The sequence below is a fragment of the Georgenia sp. Z2081 genome, assembly GCF_055326445.1.
Genome location: NZ_JBUZNK010000005.1, coordinates 1 through 21,071 on the forward strand (window position 1 = coordinate 1; position 21,071 = coordinate 21,071).

The window sequence follows — 21,071 nt, forward strand, 5'->3', positions numbered from 1 at the left end:
TAATGCTGGCCTGCTGGAGCCCAACAGCGAGAAGAAGGCGAGCAGGCTCTATATGACGCGTAACGACCGGGCGGAACTGATCCGTCTGCAGCAGGAGAACGCCCAGCTCAAAGCTGATCTCGAGCAGGCCGAGAACACGGTCGAGGTCCTGGGAAAAGCATCCGCGCTCTTGGAGTCCCTGGCCAAGAGCGCGGCACCGGGGAACGTGGACAGCGCCCAGCCACCGAGCCAGGAGCCCAAGCAGGAGGAGACGGATTCGCAGCAGCGGTACAACGCATAAGAACCGATCTGGTCGCCGAGCTGCGCAAGATCAAGGTGAAGATCAACCGGGCCTGCTATCTCGCGGGATACCCCAGGGCGTCGTACTACCGGCACCACATCAGCCCGCCGCGGCCGATGCGGGCACGCATCCCGCAGCGTGACCGGCCCCAGCCCGCAGCGCTCAGCGAGGACGAACGCGACCAGGTGCGAGAGGTCCTGGGCAGCCAGGAGTACGCGGACCTGTCGGTCTCCCAGGTGTTCTACCGCCACCTCGATACCGGCCGCTACATCGCCTCACGTTCGTCGTGGTACCGGATCGCGCGGGATCATGCTCTGGTCGGGGACCGGCGCCGGGTCGCCCGGGCCAACCCGAAGACGATCCCTGAGCTGAGCGCGAGCGCGGTCGGTCAGGTCTGGTCCTGGGACATCACCAAGCTCAAAGGACCCCGCCGGGGGCAGTGGTGGAACCTCTACGTCATCGTCGACATCTACTCCCGGTACGTCACCGGCTGGTCGATCCACCCCGTCGAGAGCGGGGACCTGGCACGAGACCTCATCCAGAAGGCCTGCCAGGACAACGGCGGCCCGCCGGACTTCCTTCACTCCGACAACGGTCACCCGATGGTCTCCACGCCGGTGTCCGGCCTGGCCCGTCTGCTCGGGGTCGATCTGTCGTTCTCCCGCCCGAAGGTCTCCAACGACAACCCCTACTCCGAGGCCTTGTTCAAGACCGTGAAGTACGACCTCGCCTTTCCCATCGAGTTCGACTCGATCGAGACCGCGACCCGGTACTGCGAGCAGTTCTTCACCGCTTACAACACCACCCACCGTCATTCCGGGATCGGATTCCACACCCCGTTCGATGTCCACCACGCGCGCACCACCCGCATCGATCAGATCAGGCAGCACGCCCTGGACACCGCCTACCGCACGCACCCCGAACGATTCACCCACCGACCCCGACCACCACGCCTACCCCCACACGCACACATCAACGGAGAACCCACCACCACCCTGTCTCACACAGGTTGACAACTACCGCCCACGCACGACCTCGCCGGGTGAGGCACGACCTCGACGCCGGGGCCGGGCACACGCGGGCGCCGGGCGCGCACGGCGACCCGGCGCACAACGTCACACCGGCCCTCGTTGGGCCGCGGCGCGACGTCCGGCTAACGTAGCGGGGCAACGCGCGCGCACATCGGCGTCCGCGCCCCGAACGGCAGCGAGGAGAGGTATGGCGAACGAGGGTCCCTACCCGCTGCCGCGCAAGGTGCTCGTGGCCAACCGCGGCGAGATCGCCGTCCGGGTGGTGCGCGCCTGCCGCGACGCGGGCATCGCCACCGTCGCCGTGTACGCCGACCAGGACCGGGAGGCCCAGCACGTCCTGCTCGCCGACGAGGCCTACGCACTGTCCGGCACCCGCGCCGCGGAGACCTACCTCGACGCCGCCAAGGTTCTCGACGCCGCGCGCCGCTCCGGCGCGGACGCCGTACACCCCGGCTACGGCTTCCTGTCCGAGGACGCCGCCTTCGCGCGCGCCGTCACCGACGCCGGGATCCTGTGGGTCGGCCCGCCGCCGGAGGCGATCGAGTCCCTCGGGGACAAGGTGACCGCCCGGCGCATCGCCCAGTCCGTAGGCGCCCCGCTGGTGCCCGGCACGAAAGACCCGGTCTCCGGCGCGGACGAGGTCGTCTCGTTCGGCACCGAGCACGGCTACCCCCTGGCCATCAAGGCCGCCTTCGGCGGCGGCGGCCGCGGCCTGCGGGTGGCCCGCAGCGCCGAGGAGGTCACCGCCCAGTACGACTCCGCCGTGCGGGAGGCCCTCGCGGCGTTCGGCCGCGGCGAGTGCTTCGTCGAGCGGTTCCTCGACCGGCCCCGGCACGTGGAGACCCAGTGCCTGGCGGACGCGCACGGCAACGTCGTCGTGGTCTCCACCCGCGACTGCTCGCTGCAGCGCCGCCACCAGAAGCTCGTCGAGGAGGCCCCCGCGCCGTTCCTCACCGAGGACCAGAACGCGCGCCTCGTCGAGGCGTCGAGGGCCATCCTCTCGGCGGCCGGGTACGTGGGCGCAGGGACCTGTGAGTTCCTCCTCGGCGTGGACGGCACGATCTCCTTCCTCGAGGTCAACACCCGCCTCCAGGTCGAGCACCCCGTGACCGAGGAGGTCAGCGGCCTGGACCTCGTGCGCGAGCAGCTGCGCCTCGCGGCCGGCGAGCCCCTCGGCTACGACGAGGTCCTCCTGCGCGGCCACTCCATCGAGCTGCGGATCAACGGCGAGGACCCCGCCTCGGGATTCATGCCGGCGCCCGGCACGATCACCGAGCTCGCCTGGCCCTCGGGCCCGGGGGTGCGCGTGGACTCCGGGGTCGTCGCCGGCGACGAGATCTCCGGTGCGTTCGACTCGATGCTCGCCAAGATCATCGTCACCGGCGCCACCCGCACCCAGGCGATCGAGCGCGCGCGCCGCGCCCTGCGCGAGACCCGGGTGGCCGGCGTCCCGACGGTGCTGCCCTTCCACGCCTCCGTCCTCGCCCACCCCGACTTCGTCGCCTCCGACGGCGCCGACGGCTTCCGCGTCCACACCACGTGGATCGAGAACGACTACGCCGACGAGCTCAGCGGCCTGCCGAGCACCCGCCCCGAGGCGCCGCCCGCCGACGACCCCGCGCCCGAGCCGGCGCCCACCGAGCGGGTCGTCGTCGAGGTAGGAGGCAAGCGGCTCGAGGTCGTCATCCCCGCGGGCCTGGGCATCTCCCAGAACCGCTTCGGCCGCGGCCCGGTCCGCCGGCCCCTGCGCCGCTCCGGCGCCGCCCGGGGCAACGGCTCCTCCGGTTCGGGCGGCGACACCCTCACCGCACCGATGCAGGGCACGATCGTCACGTTCGCCGTGGCCGAGGGCGACCTGGTCGAGGCCGGCCAGACGGTGGTGGTCCTCGAGGCCATGAAGATGGAGCAGCCGCTGGCCGCCCACCGCGCCGGCCGCGTGACAGGGCTGTCCGGCTCCGCCGGCGCCACCGTCTCCGCCGGGACCGTCATCTGCACGATCGTCGACCCCGGGCCCGACGACGCCGCGCCGACCGCCGGGGGCGACGCCGCCGCGGGCGGGGACACGCCCGGGACCACGCCGTCGCCGGTCCCGCTGCCGCCCACCCCGTGACCACCTCCGGCCCTCCCCCGTCCGTCGCCCGCCTGCGGCGCATGCCGGGGGACGGCTGGGTCGAGTGCGCGTGCGGCGCACGGCACTGGGGCCTCAACGGCGCCGCCGGTCTCCTCGCCTGGCGACCCGCGGGCGGCGACGTCGAGGTCGCGCTCCAGCACCGCGCCGAGTGGTCCCACCACGGCGGCACGTGGGGCATCCCCGGGGGCGCGGTCGCCGACGGCGAGAGCGCCCTGACCGGGGCGCTGCGGGAGGCGGCCGAGGAGTCGGGCATCGAGACGGACCACCTCACGGTGCACGCCACGCGCGCGCTCACCCACCCGGACTGGTCCTACACGACCGTGCTCGCCCGCGCCGCCGACGAGGCGACCGTCCGGGCCGCCGACATCGAGTCCCTCGAGGTCCGCTGGGTCCGACTGGCCGAGCTGCGCGGAGGGGACCGCCCGCTCCTGCCGGCGTTCGCCGACTCCCTGGACGAGCTGGGCCGGATGCTCGGACGGGTGGTCCTCGTCGTCGACTCCGCCAACGTCGTCGGCTCCGTCCCGGACGGCTGGTGGCGGGACCGCGCGGGCGCCACGGTCCGGCTGCGTGACTCGCTCGCGGACCTCGCCGCAGCAGGGCTGCCGGCGGCCGAGGTCGGGCTGCCCGGTGACCGCTGGTACCCCGAGGTCCATCTCGTCGCCGAGGGGGCGGCGCGCGGGGTCGGTTCGACCACGGCCGTCACCGTCCACGACGCGCCCGGCGAGGGGGACGACGAGATCGTCGGGCTCGCCGCCTCCCTCGCGGGCGACGCTCCCGGCGCACCGGCGCAGGGCTTCACGCGTGTCGTCGTCGCGACGGCCGACCGCGCGCTGGCCGGGCGGTGCCGCGCGGTGGGCGCCGTCGTCGTGGGCCCCTCGGTCGTCCGCCCCCGCTCCTTACGCGCATGAGCGACGGCGCGGCGGCGGGGGCCGGACCGCCGCGCCGCGTCGAGCCGCTCCGCCTGCCCGGGTTCCGCGGCCTGTGGCTGTCGACGTCCGTCGGTCAGGTCGGGGCGGCCGTCTCGGTGCTCGCCGTCGACGTCCTCGTCATCGACGTCCTGCACGCCTCGGAGACCCAGGTCGGGATCGTCCGGGCGGCCCAGTTCCTCCCGTACCTGCTCATCGGCCTCGTGGCGGGCGCCTACGTCGACCGGTGGCGGCGACGGCCCACGCTCGTCGGCGCCAACCTCGCCCAGGCCGTCCTCCTGCTGGTGATCCCCGCGCTCCACCTGGCCGGGGCACTGACCGTGCCGGCGACCGCCCTCACGCTCTTCGGCGTCGCGGCGTGCGGGGTGATCGTGGCAGCGGCCGAGCAGTCCTACCTCCCGGACCTCGTCCCCCGGGGTGCGCTCGTGGCGGCTAACGCGCGGATCGGCCAGGCGGCGACCGTCGCCCAGACCTCGGGACCGGCTTTCGGTGGCCTGGTCGTCGCCCTGCTCACCGCCCCGTTCGCGCTGGCCCTCACGGCCCTCGCGCGGCTCGGCTCCGCCCTGCTCGTGGCGGGCATCCGCGAGGTCGAGCCCCCGCCGGCCCCCGAGCGGCCCCGCCTGTGGCGCGGCATCGGTGAGGGCCTGCGCCTCGTCTACCGGCATCGCACGCTCGGACCGCTGGCGATCTCCACGCACGTGTGGTTCCTCGCCAACAGCGCGGTGACCACCGTCCTCGGGCTGTTCGTGCTGCGCGACCTCGACCTGTCCGTCGCCGCATACGGTCTGGTCCTCACCGCGGCGGGCGTCGGCGCGCTCGCCGGCACCCTGGTCTCCACCCGCGTCGCGGCGCGGCTCGGCGACGGCCGGACGGTCGTGCTCGGCCGGGCCCTCATGGTGCCCGCCTGGGTGGCGGGCGCCCTGACCCCCGCCGACGCCGCCACCTGGGTCCCGGTCCTCTGGCTCGTGGCGGTGCAGCTCGTCCACGGCTTCGGCATGGGCGTCGAGGACGCCCCGGAGATGGGGTGGTGGCAGCTGCGCACCCCGCGCGCGATGCTCGGGCGGGTCAACGCGAGCAGGCGGTCGGCGAACCGCACCGTCGCCGTGGTCGGCGCGCTCCTCGGCGGCGTGCTGGCGGGGGCGGTCGGGTACCGGTGGACGTTCGTCACGGTCGCGGCGGTTTTCGCCGTCGCGGCGTCGGTGGTGGCGCTCTCGCCGATGCGCGACGCGCGGATCGGCGCGGAGGACTGAGACGGACGACCACGCCTACCCCCGGCCCGCGGTGTCGGATCGAGCTGCTCTGAGCCGGCGGTGACGGGACCAGCCTCACGCGGACGGCTCGCCGACGCGGCAGTGGCCCGAACTACCCTGGTCGCATGACCTCCTCGCACGCCTGGGGCCACGGCCTGGCCACCCGCACAGAGTCCGGCGAGACGCTCGACGTCTGGTACCCCTCCCCCGCGCTCGGCGCGCCGCCCGCCGGCCACGACGCCGAGGCCCTGGAGAGGATCTCCGCCGGCGCACGCACGGACGAGGTGCGCGGCGTCGTCGTGGAGGTCGTCACGACCACGATCGACCTCGACGTCGCCCCCGTCGACGTCGCCGACGCCTACCTGCGCCTGCACCTGCTCTCCCACCGCCTGGTCCGGCCGCGCACGGTCAACCTCGAAGGGATCTTCGGACGCCTGCCGATCGTCGCGTGGACGACCCTCGGCGCCGTCCTGCCCGCGGACCTGCCCGCCGTGCGGGTGCGCGCGGCCGCGGCGGGTCAGCACGTCGTGGTCCAGCTCCTCGACAAGTTCCCGCGCATGGTCGACTTCGTCGTCCCCTCGGGCGTCCGCATCGGCGACGCCGACCGCGTCCGCCTGGGCGCGCACCTCGCCGAGGGCACGACCGTCATGCACGAGGGCTTCGTCAACTACAACGCCGGGACGCTCGGCCGCTCGATGGTCGAGGGCCGCATCTCCCAGGGCGTGGTCGTGGGCGACGGCTCCGACGTCGGCGGCGGCGCGTCCATCATGGGCACGCTCTCCGGCGGCGGCACCGAGCAGGTGACCATCGGGGAGCGCTGCCTGCTCGGCGCGAACGCCGGCGTCGGCATCTCCCTGGGCGACGACTGCGTGGTCGAGGCCGGGCTCTACGTCACGGCCGGCACGAAGGTCACGGTCCTGCCCGAGGAGAAGGTCGTCGCGGCCCGCGAGCTGTCCGGCGTGGACGGTCTGCTGTTCCGCCGCCACTCGGTCACCGGCGCCGTCCAGGTCCTGGCCCGCGAGGGGCACGGCGTCGCGCTCAACGACGCCCTGCACGCATGACCCCACCCCGCGCGTGAACGGCGGGTCGCGTCCGCGCTCCGGCCTGTCCTGCCTCGGCGGCCTCGCCGTCGTCGCGGTCGTGCTCGCGGTCGCGGTCGGCGGCGTCGTCGCCATCCTCACCCACGTGGTGCGCTCGCCCGAGTCCGGGACGTGCCGCGCCGAGGCGGGCGGCGACCTCGGCGCCACCCTCGACGGCGACCAGGCCGCGAACGCCGCTCTCATGGTCGGGCTGGCCCAGCAGCGCGACCTGCCGATCCGCGCCACGACGGTCGCCATCTCCACCGCCATGCAGGAGTCGAAGCTGCGCAACATCGACTACGGCGACCGCGACTCGGTGGGGCTCTTCCAGCAGCGCCCCTCCCAGGGCTGGGGCGAGGTCGAGCAGATCATGGACCCCGTCTACTCCACGGGCCGGTTCTACGACGAGCTCGTGACGATCGACGGCTGGGCGGACATGTCGGTCAACGACGCCGCACAGGCCGTCCAGCGCTCCGGCTACCCCGAGGCGTACGCCCAGCACGAGACGATGGCGCGCGCCTTCGCCGCGAACCTCGTGGGGCAGGTCGAGGGCGGACTCACCTGCCGGCTGTCGATGCCGGACGGCGCCGAGGACACGAGCACGTCCCTCGCCACCACCTACGTCACCGACCTCGCGAGCCGGGACCTCGGGCTGACCGCAGAGGGGCGGGACGCCGGCGTCGTCGTCGTGGATGCGGGCGGGCTGCCCGACGGCGCCTCCGCCGACGACGGCGGGACGGCGGCCGGCTGGGGAGTCGCCCACTGGGGCGTGGCGACCGCGACGGAGACGGGCGCGGTGGCGGTCGCCACCGATGGGCAGGTCTGGCTGCGGTCCGAGGGCGACGACGCCGGATGGGTCGCCGTCGAGGAGGCCGGCTCGGGCCGGTCGGCCGTCGAACAGGCGGTGATCGACGCGGCCGCGACCCTCGAGCCCGGCCAGGTGGCGATCGGCTGAGCCTCGGGTGGGCGGTGCGACCGACGGACCGGTGAGCGGGGCGCCGCTCGACCCAGTACGGTCGGTAGGGACCGAGGCGCTCCTGCTTCGCTCAGAGCCACCCGGAAGTAGGCCCACCGTGACGGTGACCGACCTCGCCCCGTCCCCCCAGCCCCGCCCCGAACGCCCGGCCCGCGGCGCCGGCGAGCGGTACGTCAGCTCGTTCACCACGCTGACGAAGTCCGTGAAGGACTCGGGCCTCATGCAGCGGGCCTACGGCTACTACTGGACCAAGTTCGCGATCCTCATGGTGATCGGGGCCGGCCTCGTGGTCGCCTTCATCTTCATCGGGAACTCCTGGTGGCAGATGGGCATCGCCGCGGCGCTCGGCCTGCTCATGACGCAGACCGCCTTCATGGGGCACGACGCCGCGCACCGCCAGATCTTCAGGTCCGGCAAGTGGAACACCTGGGCGAGTCTCGTGATGATCAATCTCGTCACCGGCATGGGCCACGGCTGGTGGAACAAGAAGCACAACAAGCATCACGCCGCGCCGAACCAGCTCGGCAAGGACCCGGACATCGGGCCCGGACCGGTCATCTGGACGAGCGAGGCGTTGGAGACGCGCACGACGCGCACGGGCCGGTGGTTCGCGAAGATCCAGGCCTACATGTTCTACCCCCTGCTCGCGTTCGAGGGTCTGAACCTGCACGTCCAGGGCGTCGCGCGCCTGTTCTCGCGCAACAAGCTGGAGCACCGCTGGGTCGAGGCCGCGTTCATCGCGTTCCGACTCGGCACCTACGTCGCACTGGTGTTCATCATCCTGCCGCCGGGCAAGGCCGCCGCCTTCATCGCCATCCAGATGGGCCTGTTCGGCGCCTACCTCGGGCTCTCGTTCGCACCCAACCACGTCGGCATGCCGATCGCGCCCCGGGGGATGAAGATCGACTTCCTCCAGCGCCAGGTCCTCATGAGCCGCAACATCACCGGCGGCCGGTGGGTCGACACGTTCATGGGCGGGCTGAACTTCCAGGTCGAGCACCACCTCTTCCCCTCGATGGCGCGCCCGAACCTGCGCAAGGTCGCCCCCATGGTGCGCGAGCACTGCCGTCAGCTCGGGGTGCGCTACACGGAGACCACGCTGTTCCAGTCCTACAAGGCAGTGACCACGCACATCCACAAGGTCGGCCGCGGGGGTGCGGACATCTGGGCCTGCCCGCTCGCCGGGCAGATGCGCACGGCCTGACCCGCGTTCTGGTCCACGGTCCGAGCCCCACCAGGACGAGTGAGGGGATTCTTGGCTCGACGTCGAGCCAAGAATCCCCTCACTCGTCGAGCAGAGGCCCGTTCACCGGTCAGCGGGTGAAGGCTGACAGGCCCGTGATCGCCCGGCCCACGACGAGCGCGTTGATGTCGTCGGTGCCCTCGTAGGTGTAGATCCCCTCGGCGTCGGCGTGGAAGCGTGCGACGCCGGTGTCCAGCGTGATGCCGTTGCCGCCGCACACCTCGCGGGCCAGGGCCACGGTCTGACGCATGTGCAGGCACGTCTGGCGCTTGGCCAGCGAGGACTCCACCTCGTCGAAGACGCCCTCGTCCTGGCGCTGCGAGAGCCGCACGACGATCCCGAGCGTGCTCGTGAGGTTGCCGAGCATCCGCGCAAGCTTCTCCTGGACGAGCTGGAACCCGCCGATCGGGCGCCCGAACTGCTCGCGGGCCAGGACGTAGCGGCGGGCGGCCTCGAACGCCCCGGCCTGCACGCCGGCGGCGTGCCAGGCCACGCAGGCACGCATCCGCCGCAGCATCTCCCCCACGTCGGCGAACGACTCGACCCGCGCGAGGCGCAGCTCGTCGGGCACGCGCACGGAGTCGAGCTCGATCACCGCGTTGTTGACGATCCGCAGCGACGTCTTGCGCTCGATCGTGGTCAGCGTGACGCCGTCCGCCGCCCTGGGCACGATGAAGGCACGCACAGGTCCGCGGTCGGGCTCGCGGGCGATGACGCAGATGTGGTCGGCGAACGCGGCGGACCCGATCCAGCGCTTCGCGCCGTCGATGACCCAGTCGTCCCCGTCGCGTCGGGCGGTGGTCGCCAGCCCGCCCGCCACGTCCGAGCCGTGGTCCGGCTCGGTCATGGCGAACACGCCGCGTGCGGTGAAGTCCAGGACGTTGGGCTGCCAGCGCGCGACCTGCTCGGGTGAGCCGCCCACCTCGATGTTCGTGCGGAACAGTGCGGCCTGGCCGTTGAACCAGGTAGCGATCGACGCATCGTGGCGGGCCAGTTCGAAGGAGCGGAAGCCCTGGTACAGCCACCGCTCCGGCTCCGCCCCGAAGGCCTCCGGGGCGAGGAACCCGCCCCTCGCGATCGGCTCGACGGCGTCGCCCGGGAAGGCGGCCCGGTCCCAGTGGTCGTCGATCACCGCGGCCGGCACGTGCTCCGTGAGCGCCGCACGCAGCCGCAGGAGCTCGGCGCGCTCGGGCTCGGTGAGCAGGTCGGCGTACCGGTACAGGTCGCTGTCCGGATACAGAGTCTCCATCGTCCCCGTCCTCTCAGGTGGTGGCGCCGGGCCGGCCGGCGGACGTCGTCCAGTGTCGGACGGACACGCGCCCGACGGAAGTCCGCTCACTCGTGAAGCGGAAGCGCGCTCACTCGCCGGACGTGGGGTCAGCGGTAGAAGCGGTACAGGCCCTGGAGGACGACGGCGGGCTTGGCGCCGCCCTCGATCTCGATCGCGCCGTCGACGGTGACCTGCAGCCCGCCGCCGACCTCCTCGACCTCGGCCACGGTGGCGACCATGCGGATCTTCGACCCCACGAGCACGGGCGCGGGGAAGCGCACCTTGTTCAGCCCGTAGTTGACCTTGGTCGTCACGCCGGTGACGTCGAGCAGCTCGCCCCACATCGGGATGACCAGGGACAGGGTGAGGTAGCCGTGCGCGACCGGGCCGCCGAACGGGCCGTCCTTGGCGCGTTCGGGGTCGGTGTGGATCCACTGGTGGTCGTCGGTCGCGTCGGCGAAGGTGTTCACCTGCTCCTGGGTGACCTCGCGCCAGGCGGAGGCGCCCAGGTCGGTCCCGGCCAGCGAGAGGGCGTCGTCGAAGGAGACGGTGGTGGTCATCTAGTCCTCGAATCTCTTGCGGATGATGTGCTTCTGCAGCTTGCCGGTGGCGGTGCGGGGCAGCTCGTCGACGACGACGATCTCCTTGGGCACCTTGTAGCGGGCGAGCCGTTCGCCCAGCTCGCCCTTGACCAGGCCCGGGTCGAGCCCGCCGTCGCCCGCGCCCTCACCGGCGACGACGTAGGCGTGGCCGACCTCGCCCCAGCGCTCGTCCGGGACACCGATGACGGCGGCGTCCGCGACGCCGGGGAGGTCGAGCAGGGCGTTCTCCACCTCGGCCGGGTAGATGTTCTCACCGCCGGAGATGTACATGTCCTTGAGCCGGTCGCGCACGGTGAGGAAGCGGTCGGCGTCGAACGAGCCGAGGTCGCCGGTGTGGTACCAGCCGTCCTGCAGCACCTCCGCGGTGGCGTCCGGCCGGTTCCAGTAGCCGCGCATGACGTTGGGCCCCTGCGCGATCACCTCGCCGACCTCGCCCACGCCGACGTCTCTCCCGGTGGGGTCGACGATCCGCGCCTCGGTCCAGAAGTGCTCGGTACCGGCGGACCCGGGGCGCGCGAGTGCGTCCCCGGCGCGCAGCATGTAGATGCCCGGCGCGGTCTCCGTCATGCCGAAGCCCTGCTGCACCTGCACCCCGCGCGCGCCCCAGGTGCGCAGCATCCGGTCCGGCAGCGGCGACCCGCCGCAGACGACGGTGGTCAGCGAGGACAGGTCGGCGCTCGCGAACTCCGGGCGTGCGGCGAGAACGTCCATCATCGCGGGGACGGCGAACATCGACGTCACCCGCTCGGACTCGATCGTGGACAGCACGGCTGCGGCGTCGAAGCCCGCCTGCACGACGATCGTCCCGCCCTTGAGGAAGGTCGGCATCGTCAGCATGTTGAGCCCGGCCACGTGGAACAGCGGTGCCATCGAGAGCGTGACGTCGGTCGAGGCGATGTCCATGTCGACCAGCGAGTTGTAGTACTGCATGCTCAGGGAGCCGTGCGTGTGGGTCGCCCCCTTGGGACGGCCCGTGGTTCCCGAGGTGTACATGATCATCGCCGGGTCGTCCCAGGTGACGGGCTCGTCGATGACGTGCGTGCGGGCCGAGGCAAGCACCTCCTCGTACCCGCGCACGTCGGCGCCCTCCAGGTGTAGCACCTCCTCCCCCGCGTCGACCTGCAGCCAGGTCACCACCTGGCCCGCGTGGGCGAGCCGGCGGGCGTGCTCGTGGTGGTCCCGGCCGACGACGACGACCTTCGCGCCCGAGTCGGCGAGGATGAACTCCACCTCGGGTGCCGCGAGGCGGGCGTTGACGATGACCCAGACGGCCCCGAGCTGCGCGGTGGCGAAGAAGGTCTCGAGCAGGGTGGGGTGGTTGAAGCCCACGTAGGCCACGCGGTCCCCGCGCGCGACGCCGGCGTCGCGCAGCGCGCCCGCGAGGCGTCGCGAGCGCTCCTCGACGTCGGCGTACGTGAAGGACCGGCCCTCGAAGGTCACCGCGACCTTGTCGGCGGTCGACTTCAGGCGGCGGCGCGGCCAGGACCCGATGCCCTGGTCACGCATCCTCGCCACCCAGCCCGAGCACACGCACGGCGTTGTCCTTGACGACCTTGGCCATGACCTCGTCGGACCAGCCGAGCCCGGCGGCGTCGCGCATCCAGCGCTCCGGGGAGAGCAGCGGGTGGTCCGAGCCGAACAGCACCTTGTCCTGGAGCATGCGCCCGGCCTGGTGGACGAGCTGCGGCGGGAAGTACGTCGGCGACCAGCCCGAGAGGTCGATGTAGGCGTTCCCCTTGTGCGTGGCCACGGAGATCGCCTCGTCCTGCCACGGCACCGAGGGGTGGGCCATGATCACGGTGAGGTCCGGGAAGGCGGCGGCGACGTCGTCGAGCAGGATGGGATTCGACAGACCGAGCCGCAGCCCGTGGCCGCCGGGCATGCGCGCGCCGATCCCGGTCTGGCCCGTGTGGAACAGGGCGACCAGGCCGGCCTCGTCGATCGCGTGGTAGATCGGGAAGTACCGCTCGTCGGACGGGTCGAAACCCTGGAGGGTGGGGTGGAACTTGAAGCCCCGGACGCCGAGGTCCTCGATCTGGCGGCGGGCCTCGTCGAGCGCGCCGTCCTGGAGCGGGTCGACCGAGCCGAACGGGAGGAGCACGTCGGCGTTGTCCGCGGCGCCGGCCACGAGGTCGTCGACCGAGTTGGGCGGGTGCCCGAGGTTCGTGCTCGCGTCGACGGTGAAGACGACCGCGGCCATGTTCCGCCCGCGGTAGGCCGCGGCCGTCTCCTCGACGAGCTCCCGCTCGGTCGGGGCGCGGAAGTACCGGGTGGCGGCGTCGAGGACCTCCTCGGGCAGCGACTTGTGCTCGGCGTGGTCCTTCTCGACGTGCACGTGGACGTCGATGGCGTCGAGCGCGGCGACGTCGAGCGCCGACTCGTAGCGGGTGCTCACCGCTGCTCCGCATCCGGTCGGGAGGGAGGCTGGGGCATCTCCTGGCCCACGCTCTGCCAGGACTGTCCGAGCAGGGCCTCGGCGGTCTCGGCGAGGTGCTCGTAGCTCCAGCCGCCCTCGGTGAGGGCGACGACCGACTCGGTCGGGTGCGTCCACAGTGCGAGCCGGTCGCCGCCGACGCCGACGGCCTGCCCGGTCACGCCGGCCGCGGCGTCGGAGGCGAGGTAGGCGACGACACCGGCGACGTCCGCGGCCGTGCCGAAGCCGAGGACCTGGCGGGCGAAGGGCGGCATGGGCTCGCCGGCCTGCGCGGCATCGACGAACTCCTTGAAGAAGGGCACGGTCTCGGTCATCGCGGTCGCGGCGACGGGCACGACGGCGTTGACGGTGATCTCCGCCCGCTTCAGCTCCATCGCCCACGTGCGGACCATGCCGACGATGCCGGCCTTGGCCGCCGCGTAGTTCGTCTGGCCGAAGTTGCCGCGCTGGCCGGTGGGCGAGCCGATCGCGATGATCCGGCCGCCCTCACCGGCGGACCGCATGTGGGTGGCGGCGGCCCGCACGCACGTGAAGGTGCCGCGCAGGTGGACGTCGATGACGGTGTCGAAGTCCTCGTCGGTCATCTTCCACAGCACCGCGTCGCGCAGGACCCCGGCGTTGGTCACGAGGACGTCGAGGCGGCCGAACGTCTCGACCGCGGCGGAGACGAGCCGGTCGGCCGTCTCGCTCGGGCCGACCGGGGCGACGACGGCGACGGCACGCCCCCCGGCGTCGGTGATCGACCGGGCGGCGTCGTCGGCGACCTGCTCGTCGACGTCGTTGACGACGACCGCGGCGCCGAGGCGGGCGAGCTCCTGGGCGTACGCGAGGCCCAGGCCCCGCCCGCTGCCGGTGACGATGGCGACCTTGCCGGTGAGGCTCATGCTGCGCTCCTGACGTCGGTGGTCGGGCGGCGACCGAACCGATCGGCGCCGGTACCCGCGCGGCGCCTCCGTGCGCACGCTCGCCACCATCGTCCCGCCAAACCGTTGAAGGTGTCAACCATTGACGCCATCACCTATTCTTCGCTACGTTCGCACCCCGGCGCCGACGACGGCGTCCGGCGCAGCACCGTCACGAGTCCCCCGGGGCTCATCACGAGGAGGCAGACATGGAGGTCGGACGCCAGGTCCGGGGCGGGGTCGGCCTCCTGCTGGCCCTCTCGTCCGCGCGCACCTTCCGAGCAGCGTCCGAGGCGCTGCGGCCGCTGGGCATGACGCCCCGCAGCTACACCGTCCTGGAACACCTCCTCGACAGCCCCCGCTCCCAGCGGGAGCTCGCCGAGATGCTCGACCTCGACCCGAGCCGCATCGTCGCCCTCGTCGACACGCTCGTCGCCGCGGGCATGGTGGAACGGCTGCCCGACCCTGCCGACCGGCGCGTCCGCCTCATCACCCCCACCGACCACGGACGGGCCTCCGCCGTGGTCGCGCGGGAGGCCAGCGAGCGCGCTGTCGACGGCGCCCTCGCCCCGCTGACCTCGACGGAGCGCGACACCCTGGTCGATCTCCTCGCACGCCTCACGGACCGCGGCTGACGCCGCGGCCCGCAGATCCGACCTCCGACGCACCCGTCCACCGCGGCAGAGCCGCCGCGGCCGACACCACCACCGAGAGGACCATCATGCGACTGCGCACCATCAGCACCGCCGCCCTGGCCGGCGCCACCCTGCTCGTACTCGCCGCCTGCGGCGGTGACGACGACGGCGACGGCGGCACGTCCGACTCCGGCGAGGGCGAGCTGACACCGATCACCCTCGGCGCGCTGCCGATCGTCCCGACCGCGGGGCTCCAGTACGGCATCGACGAGGGGATCTTCGAGGAGCACGGCTTCGAGGTCACCCTCGAGACCGGTCAGGGCGGTGCCGCCCTGATCCCGGGCCTCGTCTCGGGCGACATCGACTTCGCCACGTCCAACCCGCTCTCGGTGATGGTGGCCCAGTCGACCGGACTGGCTATCCAGGTCACCTCCGGGTTCGTGCACGCCCGCGAGGAGGGCGACGACATCACCGGCGTATACGCGATGCCGGACTCGGGGATCGCCGCACCGGCCGACCTCTCGGGGCGCACCGTGGCGGTGAACAACCTCAACACCCAGGGCGACGTGACGATCCGGGAGATGGTCCGCCAGGACGGCGGCGACCCGGACGCCATCGAGTTCGTCGAGATCGGCTTCCCGGACATGCCGGCGGCCCTGGACGCCGGCAACATCGACGCCGCCTGGGTCGCCGAGCCGTTCGGCACCATCCTGCTCGGCGAGGGGGCCGAGCTCGTCGGCTACAACTACCAGCTCGTGGCCCCCGGGCTGCAGACGATGGTCGTCATCGCCGCCGAGGACCAGGACGAGCAGCTCGTCGAGGACTTCCACGTGGCGCTCGAGGAGGTGCTCACCACCGCCCAGGAGGACGAGGAGGGCGTGCGGGCCGTACTGCCGACCCTGCTGGAGATGGATCCCGAGCTCGCCGACCAGGTGCTCATCGAGGAGTTCGACACCCAGCTCGACCCCGAGCCCCTGCAGATCCTCGCCGACCTCGCGTGGGAGGGCGGCGTCGTCGAGTCCGAGATCGACGTCGAGGAGTTCATCCCGGAGCGCGCGCGCTGACCCGGCCGGGCCCACAGGGCCGGCCGAGCCCACGAGACCGGCCGCGCCCACGGGGCCCGGACGGACGACGGCGGCCCCACCCGCTCGGGTGGGGCCGCCGTCGTCGCGCGGGGTCCGGGCTCAGCGCTCCTCGATCGGGACGTAGTCCCGCTCGGTGGCGCCGGTGTAGACCTGCCGCGGGCGGCCGATCTTCGTGTTCTTGTCCTCGATCATCTCGCGGTACTGGGCGATCCAGCCGGGCAGACGCCCCAGGGCGAAGAGCGGGGTGAACATCTGCGTGGGGAAGCCCATCGCCTTGTAGATCAGCCCCGTGTAGAAGTCGACGTTGGGGTAGAGCCTGCGCTCCACGAAGTAGTCGTCGCTCAGCGCGATCTCCTCGAGGTTCATCGCGATGTCGAGGAGCTCGTCGTCCTGACCGAGCTTGGCCAGCACGTCGTGCGCCACCTTCTTCACGATCGCGGCCCGCGGGTCGTAGTTCTTGTAGACCCGGTGGCCGAAGCCCATGAGCCGCACGTTGTCGTTCTTGTCCTTCGCCCGCCGCATGAACGTCTCGACCGAGTCGTCGCTCTCCTGGATGCGCGACAGCATCGCGAGGACGGCCTCGTTCGCCCCGCCGTGCTTGGGGCCGGACAGCGCGCCGACGCCGGCCGAGATCGAGGCGTAGATGCTCGCGTCGGACGAGCCGACCATCCGCACGGTCGACGTCGAGCAGTTCTGCTCGTGGTCCGCGTGCAGGATGAGCAGCAGATCGAGGGCGCGAATCACCTCCGGGTCCACCTCGCGGTGCTGGTAGGGCAGGTCGAACGTCATCCGCATGAAGTCGGCGGTGTAGCTGTAGGAGGCGTCCGGGTACAGCAGCGGCAGGCCCGACGCCCGCTTGGCGATGTACCCGATCATCGTCGGCAGCTTGGCCATGAGGAGCACCGTGGAGAGCTCCTTCTGGTACTCGTCGTGCGGGTCCAGCGTGTGCGGGTAGTAGGTGCCGAGGCCCGCGATGCCGGCCTGGAGCATGGACATCGGGTGGCCGTTCGGCGGGAACGCCGTGAAGAAGCCCTTGAAGTCCTCGTGCAGCACCCGGTGGCGCTTGATGCGCCGGGTGACGGCCTCGAGCGTCTCGGCGTCGGGCAGCTCGCCGTAGATGAGCAGGTAGGCGGTCTCGAGGAAGGTCGACCGCTCCGCCAGCTGCTCGATGGGATATCCGCGATACCGCAGGACGCCCGCGTCGCCGTCGATGTAGGTGATGGCCGACTCGGTCGACGCCGTGTTCGTGAACCCGTAGTCCAGCGTGACGGTGCCGGTCTCGCCGAGGAGCTTGCCGATGGTCAGGCCGTCGCTGCCGTCGGTCGCGCGCACCCTGGGCAGCGAGAGGGTCTTGTCGTCGACGGTGAGCGTGGCGTCTTCGGTCATGCTGGTCCCCTTCGTGGATGGTGGGCGCCTCGTGGGCGCGATCGGGGCGGAGCACCGCCCCCGTCGGAGGTCGTCCTTCGTCCAAGATACCGCCGCGCGCCGATCGGCGACGCCCGCCCGTCACCCCTGGACGACGACGGCCGGAGACCGGGCGGGCTCAGCCGTCGAGGCGGGCGACCGCGGCGGCGACGCGCTCGTCGCTGCCCGTCAGCGCCATCCGTACCCGCCCCGCGCCGGCGGGACCGTAGAACTCGCCGGGCGCCACGAGGACGCCGAGGCCCGCGAGCTCGTCGACGAGCTCGCGCCCGCGCACGCCCTCCCGGCCGAGCCACAGGTACAGGCCGGCCACGGAGGCCGGGTCGGGGCTGAGGCCGTGCGACCGGACGGCCGCCAGCAGGTCCCTGCGCCGGCGCCCGTACCGCTCGCGCTGGACCGCCACGTGGGCGTCGTCGTCGAGGGCTGCCGCCATCGCCGCCTGCACGGGGCCGGGCAGCATCATCCCGGCGTGCTTACGGATCTCCCGCAGCCTCCCGATCAGCTGCTCGTCGCCGCCGAGCAGCGCCGCCCGGTAGCCGGCCATGGAGGACTGCTTGGACAGCGAGTACGCGACGAGCAGGCCGGAGTGGTCCCCGCCGGTCACCCGCGGGTCGAGGAGGCTGGGCACGCCGGAGATCGCCCACGGCTCGTCCCACGCGAGCTCCGCGTAGCACTCGTCGGCCACGACGACGGCGCCCACCTCGCGCGCCCACGCCACGGCGGCGGCGAGCTGCTCGACGCCCAGCACGTGCCCGTGCGGGTTGGCCGGGGAGTTGAGCCAGACCAGCCGCACTCCCTCGCGCGGCCAGTCCTGCGGGCGGGTCGGGTCGACGGCGACGGGCTCCGCGCCGGCCAGGCGTGCCCCGACGTCGTAGGTGGGGTACGCCACCGCCGGGTGGAGGACGCGATCGCCCGCGCCGATGCCCAGCATCGCGGGCACGAGCGCGACCGCCTCCTTGGAGCCGATCGTCGGCAGCACCGCCCGCTCGGTGAGGGTGACGCCGCGCCGACGGCCGAACCACCCCACCATCGCGCGGCGCAGCTCGTCGGTGCCGATCGTGGTCGGGTAGCCGGGGCGGTCGGCCGCGGCGCGGAGCGCCTCCTGGACGACGGCCGGGGTCGGGTCGACCGGCGTGCCCACGGAGAGGTCGACGATCCCGCCCGGGTGGGCGGCCGCCCGCTCACGCGCGCCGGCGAGCGAGTCCCAGGGGAAGTCCGGCAGCGTCTCGCCGTGCAGGGTCACGTCACGCCTGGGAGGGAGCCGCGGCCACGATCGGGTGGTCGAAGCCGAGCCGCCCGGTGCGCGCGGCACCGCCCGGGGAGCCCACGGGCTCCTTCTGACCGGGCATGACGTCGGAGAAGAAGTTGACGTTGACGTCGTAGTACTCCGACCACACGGCCGGGGTGTCGTCCTCGTAGTAGATGGCCTCGACCGGGCATACCGGCTCGCACGCACCGCAGTCGACACACTCGTCGGGGTGGATGTAGAGCATGCGGTCGCCCTCGTAGATGCAGTCGACCGGGCACTCGTCGACGCAGGCGCGGTCGAGGATGTCGATGCAGGGCTGAGCGATCACGTACGTCATGCCCCCATCGTCCCACGACCGGGCCACGGCGGGCAGCCGATCTCGCCCGGTCCGTCACGCCCGACGTGCGCGGGCCGGACGAACCGGACGCGCCCGGCAGGTGTGGGAGGGTCGGACCATGGCCCACGCGTTCGCCGGCTACCCCGGACCCGACGGCGTCGCCTGGCGCTCGTGGCGGGTCGGAGAGCGGGTCTCCGTGCGGTTCCGCGACGGTGACCGCGCCCGCGACGCGCTCGGTCACCTGGTCGGGGCCGGAGAGGCGGAGCTCACGGTGGACACGCGCCGCGGCCACGTGGTGGTCCCGACGTCGGCGATCCTGTCCGGTCGGCGCGTCCCCCCGCCCCCCGACGGGCGAGGCCGGCGGCCCGAGACGGGCTGAGCCGGGGTCGGCCGGTCGACCGGTCAGCCGCAGGTGACCCGGTGGTGCGGGGAGTAGGTCCACTCGTACTCCTCGCGCGGCAGCACCTCGTCGCCGTGGCTGCGCTCGCGCGAGACGGTCACCGAGAAGCCGTTGACCCCGCCGTACTCCGGGACGCAGGACGGCGAGTCGTTGACGACGTCCTGGGGCGGGGTGACGTTGTAGGGGCCGACCGTCTCGGTGGTCACGTCCCAGTACTCGGTCGACCACAGGCGGGTGTGGACCTGGCCGTCGGCGACCCAGGCCTCGACGAGCACGCCGTAGGGCGTGTTGTTCTCCCAGATCATGTTGATCGAGTTCTCGGGGTTGTCCTCGTCCACCCAGAGGGTCGCCTCCTGGCCCATCGGGTAGCGGTCGAAGTACTTGCTGTGGGGGCGGTGCTCGATGTCGTCCAGCCCGGCCTCCCAGCCGACGTTGAACATGTTGGTCGAGAGCTGGGAGACGCCGCCGCCCAGGGCGGTGGCGTTGAAGCCGTTCTCCACCACGCCGGAGGAGACGAAACCGTTCTCCTCGGTGATCGGGCCCAGCTCCTCGGCGAGGTCGAACTGCTCCCCGGGCAGGACGAGCGTGCCCGTGACGAGCGCGGTGCCGTTGACGAGGTTCTGGGTGCGCACGTCGTCCGACGTCAGCGGGGTGCTGATCTCGGAGACGACCTCCTCGACGCCGAGCTCCTGGGCGTCCTCCGTGGTGAACTCGGCCTCCTCCTCGACGACCTCCGCGACGGCCACGCGGTCGTCGGTCGAGGTCGCGGCGGCCGACACGGCCGCGTCCAGGCCCTCGGGGTCCAGGACCGCGCCCGCCTCGCTGCCCACGATGTACGGCGCGCCGTCCCGCAGCGTGACCTGGGCGTCGACGGGCTCGGAGCCGATGTCGCCACCGGACTCGCGGACCTGGTCGGCGAGCAGCTCGCCGTCCATGGTCAGGGCGAGCGCCCCGTCGACGGGCTCGATCGTGGCGGCCTCGGTGAGCTGTGCGACCTCGAGGGGCACCTCGTCCTCGCCGACCTGGACGGTGACCGGTCCGGAGGTCAGCGGGGCGACGATCTCGGACTGCGCGGTGGCCACCGCCTCGTCGTCGATCTCGGGCGCGACCTCGGTCGCGACGGCCTCGACCGGGGAGGTCGACACGAGCCAGTCCTCGACGACGAGCTCACTGGTGGCCTCGATGTCGAGCTCGGTGCCGACCACGGGATCGGTCACCCGCGGCGTGGACCCGGAGAACTCGATGGCGCCGTCGACCGGGGCGGTGACGAGATCGTCCTCGACGGCCTCGATCGCGGCCAGGAGGGCGGGCTCGTCGACGCTGCGGACCGGGTCGTAGGCGCCCATGCCGGTGAAGTGGCCGAGGAGCACGCGCGGGTCGAGCGCGAAGCCCGTGAGCCCGTCGACCGTGCCCTGGGCGTCGAACGTGAGCCCGGCCTCGGCCGAGCTGATCTCCGCCTCGTTGTCGTCGAGCGTGAGCCGGACCGGGGCGTCGAGCTCCTCGCCCAGCCCGTCGCGCAGCTCCTCGACCGCCTCGTCGGCCTCCAGGCCGCCGATCTGCACACCGGCGACGACGGTGCCGCTCGGCACCTTGTCCCCCACGAACCACGCGATGCCGAAGTAGGCGCCCGCGAGCACCACGACGGTGATGCCCAGGCCGATGAGCCAGCCGCGTCCACGCCGGCGTCCCCGACCGTTGTCGTGCCCTGCGTCGCGCGCGTGGCGGGTCATGCGTTCCTCGTTCCGTGATGTGGGGCCGTCCTCGCTGCGGCCCGGTCCATCGTAGGGAATATCACCGGTTCGGGCAGGCGCCGCGCGGG

General features: G+C 72.6%; 20 protein-coding genes. 11 read left to right on the forward strand and 9 right to left on the reverse strand.

Annotation, left to right across the window (positions count from 1 at the left end; translation table 11 throughout):
* Positions 1–52: 52 nt before the first annotated feature.
* The 8 genes from ACZLKG_RS08240 to ACZLKG_RS08275 all read left to right on the forward strand — a co-directional run bounded on the left by ACZLKG_RS08240 (position 53) and on the right by ACZLKG_RS08275 (position 8,877).
* Positions 53–280: a hypothetical protein gene (locus tag ACZLKG_RS08240; RefSeq protein WP_463648474.1), complete on the forward strand. Its 228-nt coding sequence runs from the start codon at positions 53–55 to the stop codon at positions 278–280.
* A 35-nt stretch (positions 281–315) separates the two neighbouring features.
* Positions 316–1,293 carry a transposase gene (locus tag ACZLKG_RS08245; RefSeq protein WP_463648475.1) on the forward strand — a complete coding sequence of 326 codons (978 nt, stop codon included), beginning with the start codon at positions 316–318 and terminating at the stop codon, positions 1,291–1,293.
* A gap of 205 nt (positions 1,294–1,498) precedes the next feature.
* A complete protein-coding gene (locus tag ACZLKG_RS08250) occupies positions 1,499–3,421 on the forward strand; it encodes an acetyl/propionyl/methylcrotonyl-CoA carboxylase subunit alpha (protein WP_425709804.1) in 1,923 nt (640 codons plus the stop codon).
* Complete coding sequence (locus tag ACZLKG_RS08255; protein ID WP_463648476.1) at positions 3,418–4,350, forward strand: NUDIX hydrolase; 933 nt, start codon at positions 3,418–3,420, stop codon at positions 4,348–4,350. Before ACZLKG_RS08250 ends, ACZLKG_RS08255 begins: the two co-directional genes overlap by 4 nt.
* Positions 4,347–5,618 (forward strand): MFS transporter, encoded by a 1,272-nt coding sequence (locus ACZLKG_RS08260; protein WP_425709802.1) that lies wholly within the window; start codon positions 4,347–4,349, stop codon positions 5,616–5,618. Before ACZLKG_RS08255 ends, ACZLKG_RS08260 begins: the two co-directional genes overlap by 4 nt.
* Before the next feature lie 125 nt (positions 5,619–5,743).
* Positions 5,744–6,679, forward strand: coding sequence for a 2,3,4,5-tetrahydropyridine-2,6-dicarboxylate N-succinyltransferase (gene dapD, locus ACZLKG_RS08265; RefSeq protein WP_425709801.1), 936 nt, complete (start codon positions 5,744–5,746; stop codon positions 6,677–6,679).
* A gap of 13 nt (positions 6,680–6,692) precedes the next feature.
* Positions 6,693–7,652 carry a hypothetical protein gene (locus ACZLKG_RS08270; protein WP_463648477.1) on the forward strand — a complete coding sequence of 320 codons (960 nt, stop codon included), beginning with the start codon at positions 6,693–6,695 and terminating at the stop codon, positions 7,650–7,652.
* 118 nt (positions 7,653–7,770) lie between these two features.
* A complete protein-coding gene (locus ACZLKG_RS08275; RefSeq protein WP_463648478.1) occupies positions 7,771–8,877 on the forward strand; it encodes a fatty acid desaturase family protein in 1,107 nt (368 codons plus the stop codon).
* A gap of 109 nt (positions 8,878–8,986) precedes the next feature.
* Here ACZLKG_RS08275 and ACZLKG_RS08280 read toward each other — a convergent pair whose 3' ends face one another.
* From ACZLKG_RS08280 to ACZLKG_RS08300, 5 genes are all read right to left on the reverse strand, one after another.
* Positions 8,987–10,165: an acyl-CoA dehydrogenase family protein gene (locus ACZLKG_RS08280; RefSeq protein ID WP_463648479.1), complete on the reverse strand. Its 1,179-nt coding sequence runs from the start codon at positions 10,163–10,165 to the stop codon at positions 8,987–8,989.
* 128 nt (positions 10,166–10,293) lie between these two features.
* Positions 10,294–10,746: a MaoC family dehydratase gene (locus ACZLKG_RS08285; RefSeq protein WP_463648480.1), complete on the reverse strand. Its 453-nt coding sequence runs from the start codon at positions 10,744–10,746 to the stop codon at positions 10,294–10,296.
* Complete coding sequence (locus ACZLKG_RS08290; protein ID WP_463648481.1) at positions 10,747–12,294, reverse strand: acyl-CoA synthetase; 1,548 nt, start codon at positions 12,292–12,294, stop codon at positions 10,747–10,749.
* Positions 12,287–13,183 (reverse strand): amidohydrolase family protein, encoded by an 897-nt coding sequence (locus ACZLKG_RS08295; protein ID WP_425709795.1) that lies wholly within the window; start codon positions 13,181–13,183, stop codon positions 12,287–12,289. Before ACZLKG_RS08295 ends, ACZLKG_RS08290 begins: the two co-directional genes overlap by 8 nt.
* The gene (locus tag ACZLKG_RS08300) at positions 13,180–14,106 is read right to left on the reverse strand and encodes an SDR family oxidoreductase (RefSeq protein ID WP_425709794.1); all 927 of its coding nucleotides are present in this window, start codon (positions 14,104–14,106) and stop codon (positions 13,180–13,182) included. The genes ACZLKG_RS08295 and ACZLKG_RS08300 overlap by 4 nt, the downstream gene beginning before the upstream one ends.
* A gap of 227 nt (positions 14,107–14,333) precedes the next feature.
* On the opposite strand from ACZLKG_RS08300, the gene ACZLKG_RS08305 reads away from it, so the two are divergent.
* Both ACZLKG_RS08305 and ACZLKG_RS08310 read left to right on the forward strand, forming a co-directional pair.
* The gene (locus ACZLKG_RS08305; RefSeq protein WP_425709793.1) at positions 14,334–14,759 is read left to right on the forward strand and encodes a MarR family winged helix-turn-helix transcriptional regulator; all 426 of its coding nucleotides are present in this window, start codon (positions 14,334–14,336) and stop codon (positions 14,757–14,759) included.
* A gap of 86 nt (positions 14,760–14,845) precedes the next feature.
* Positions 14,846–15,823, forward strand: coding sequence for an ABC transporter substrate-binding protein (locus ACZLKG_RS08310; RefSeq protein WP_425709792.1), 978 nt, complete (start codon positions 14,846–14,848; stop codon positions 15,821–15,823).
* A gap of 120 nt (positions 15,824–15,943) precedes the next feature.
* Here the strand turns inward: ACZLKG_RS08310 and ACZLKG_RS08315 are convergent, their stop codons facing one another.
* The 3 genes from ACZLKG_RS08315 to fdxA form a co-directional block, all read right to left on the reverse strand.
* Complete coding sequence (locus tag ACZLKG_RS08315; protein ID WP_425709791.1) at positions 15,944–17,230, reverse strand: citrate synthase; 1,287 nt, start codon at positions 17,228–17,230, stop codon at positions 15,944–15,946.
* Positions 17,231–17,387: 157 nt separating this feature from the next.
* Positions 17,388–18,509 carry a succinyldiaminopimelate transaminase gene (dapC, locus tag ACZLKG_RS08320; RefSeq protein ID WP_425709790.1) on the reverse strand — a complete coding sequence of 374 codons (1,122 nt, stop codon included), beginning with the start codon at positions 18,507–18,509 and terminating at the stop codon, positions 17,388–17,390.
* Between the two features lies 1 nt (position 18,510).
* Positions 18,511–18,852, reverse strand: a complete 342-nt coding sequence (fdxA, locus tag ACZLKG_RS08325; RefSeq protein ID WP_463648482.1) for a ferredoxin — start codon at positions 18,850–18,852, stop codon at positions 18,511–18,513.
* Positions 18,853–18,970: 118 nt separating this feature from the next.
* Between fdxA and ACZLKG_RS08330 the strand changes: the two genes are divergently transcribed.
* Positions 18,971–19,231 (forward strand): hypothetical protein, encoded by a 261-nt coding sequence (locus ACZLKG_RS08330; RefSeq protein ID WP_425709788.1) that lies wholly within the window; start codon positions 18,971–18,973, stop codon positions 19,229–19,231.
* Positions 19,232–19,254: 23 nt separating this feature from the next.
* Here ACZLKG_RS08330 and ACZLKG_RS08335 read toward each other — a convergent pair whose 3' ends face one another.
* A complete protein-coding gene (locus ACZLKG_RS08335) occupies positions 19,255–20,982 on the reverse strand; it encodes a VanW family protein (RefSeq protein WP_425709787.1) in 1,728 nt (575 codons plus the stop codon).
* Positions 20,983–21,071: the final 89 nt, after the last annotated feature.

Coding starts and splice junctions, on each gene's coding strand:
- ACZLKG_RS08315 (WP_425709791.1), bottom strand. CDS start 17,230: ATGACCGAAGACGCCACGCTCACCGTCGACGACAAGACCCTCTCGCTG.
- dapD (WP_425709801.1), top strand. CDS start 5,744: ATGACCTCCTCGCACGCCTGGGGCCACGGCCTGGCCACCCGCACAGAG.
- ACZLKG_RS08260 (WP_425709802.1), top strand. CDS start 4,347: ATGAGCGACGGCGCGGCGGCGGGGGCCGGACCGCCGCGCCGCGTCGAG.
- ACZLKG_RS08250 (WP_425709804.1), top strand. CDS start 1,499: ATGGCGAACGAGGGTCCCTACCCGCTGCCGCGCAAGGTGCTCGTGGCC.
- ACZLKG_RS08310 (WP_425709792.1), top strand. CDS start 14,846: ATGCGACTGCGCACCATCAGCACCGCCGCCCTGGCCGGCGCCACCCTG.
- ACZLKG_RS08305 (WP_425709793.1), top strand. CDS start 14,334: ATGGAGGTCGGACGCCAGGTCCGGGGCGGGGTCGGCCTCCTGCTGGCC.
- ACZLKG_RS08285 (WP_463648480.1), bottom strand. CDS start 10,746: ATGACCACCACCGTCTCCTTCGACGACGCCCTCTCGCTGGCCGGGACC.
- fdxA (WP_463648482.1), bottom strand. CDS start 18,852: ATGACGTACGTGATCGCTCAGCCCTGCATCGACATCCTCGACCGCGCC.
- ACZLKG_RS08280 (WP_463648479.1), bottom strand. CDS start 10,165: ATGGAGACTCTGTATCCGGACAGCGACCTGTACCGGTACGCCGACCTG.
- ACZLKG_RS08330 (WP_425709788.1), top strand. CDS start 18,971: ATGGCCCACGCGTTCGCCGGCTACCCCGGACCCGACGGCGTCGCCTGG.
- ACZLKG_RS08290 (WP_463648481.1), bottom strand. CDS start 12,294: ATGCGTGACCAGGGCATCGGGTCCTGGCCGCGCCGCCGCCTGAAGTCG.
- ACZLKG_RS08300 (WP_425709794.1), bottom strand. CDS start 14,106: ATGAGCCTCACCGGCAAGGTCGCCATCGTCACCGGCAGCGGGCGGGGC.
- ACZLKG_RS08240 (WP_463648474.1), top strand. CDS start 53: ATGACGCGTAACGACCGGGCGGAACTGATCCGTCTGCAGCAGGAGAAC.
- ACZLKG_RS08335 (WP_425709787.1), bottom strand. CDS start 20,982: ATGACCCGCCACGCGCGCGACGCAGGGCACGACAACGGTCGGGGACGC.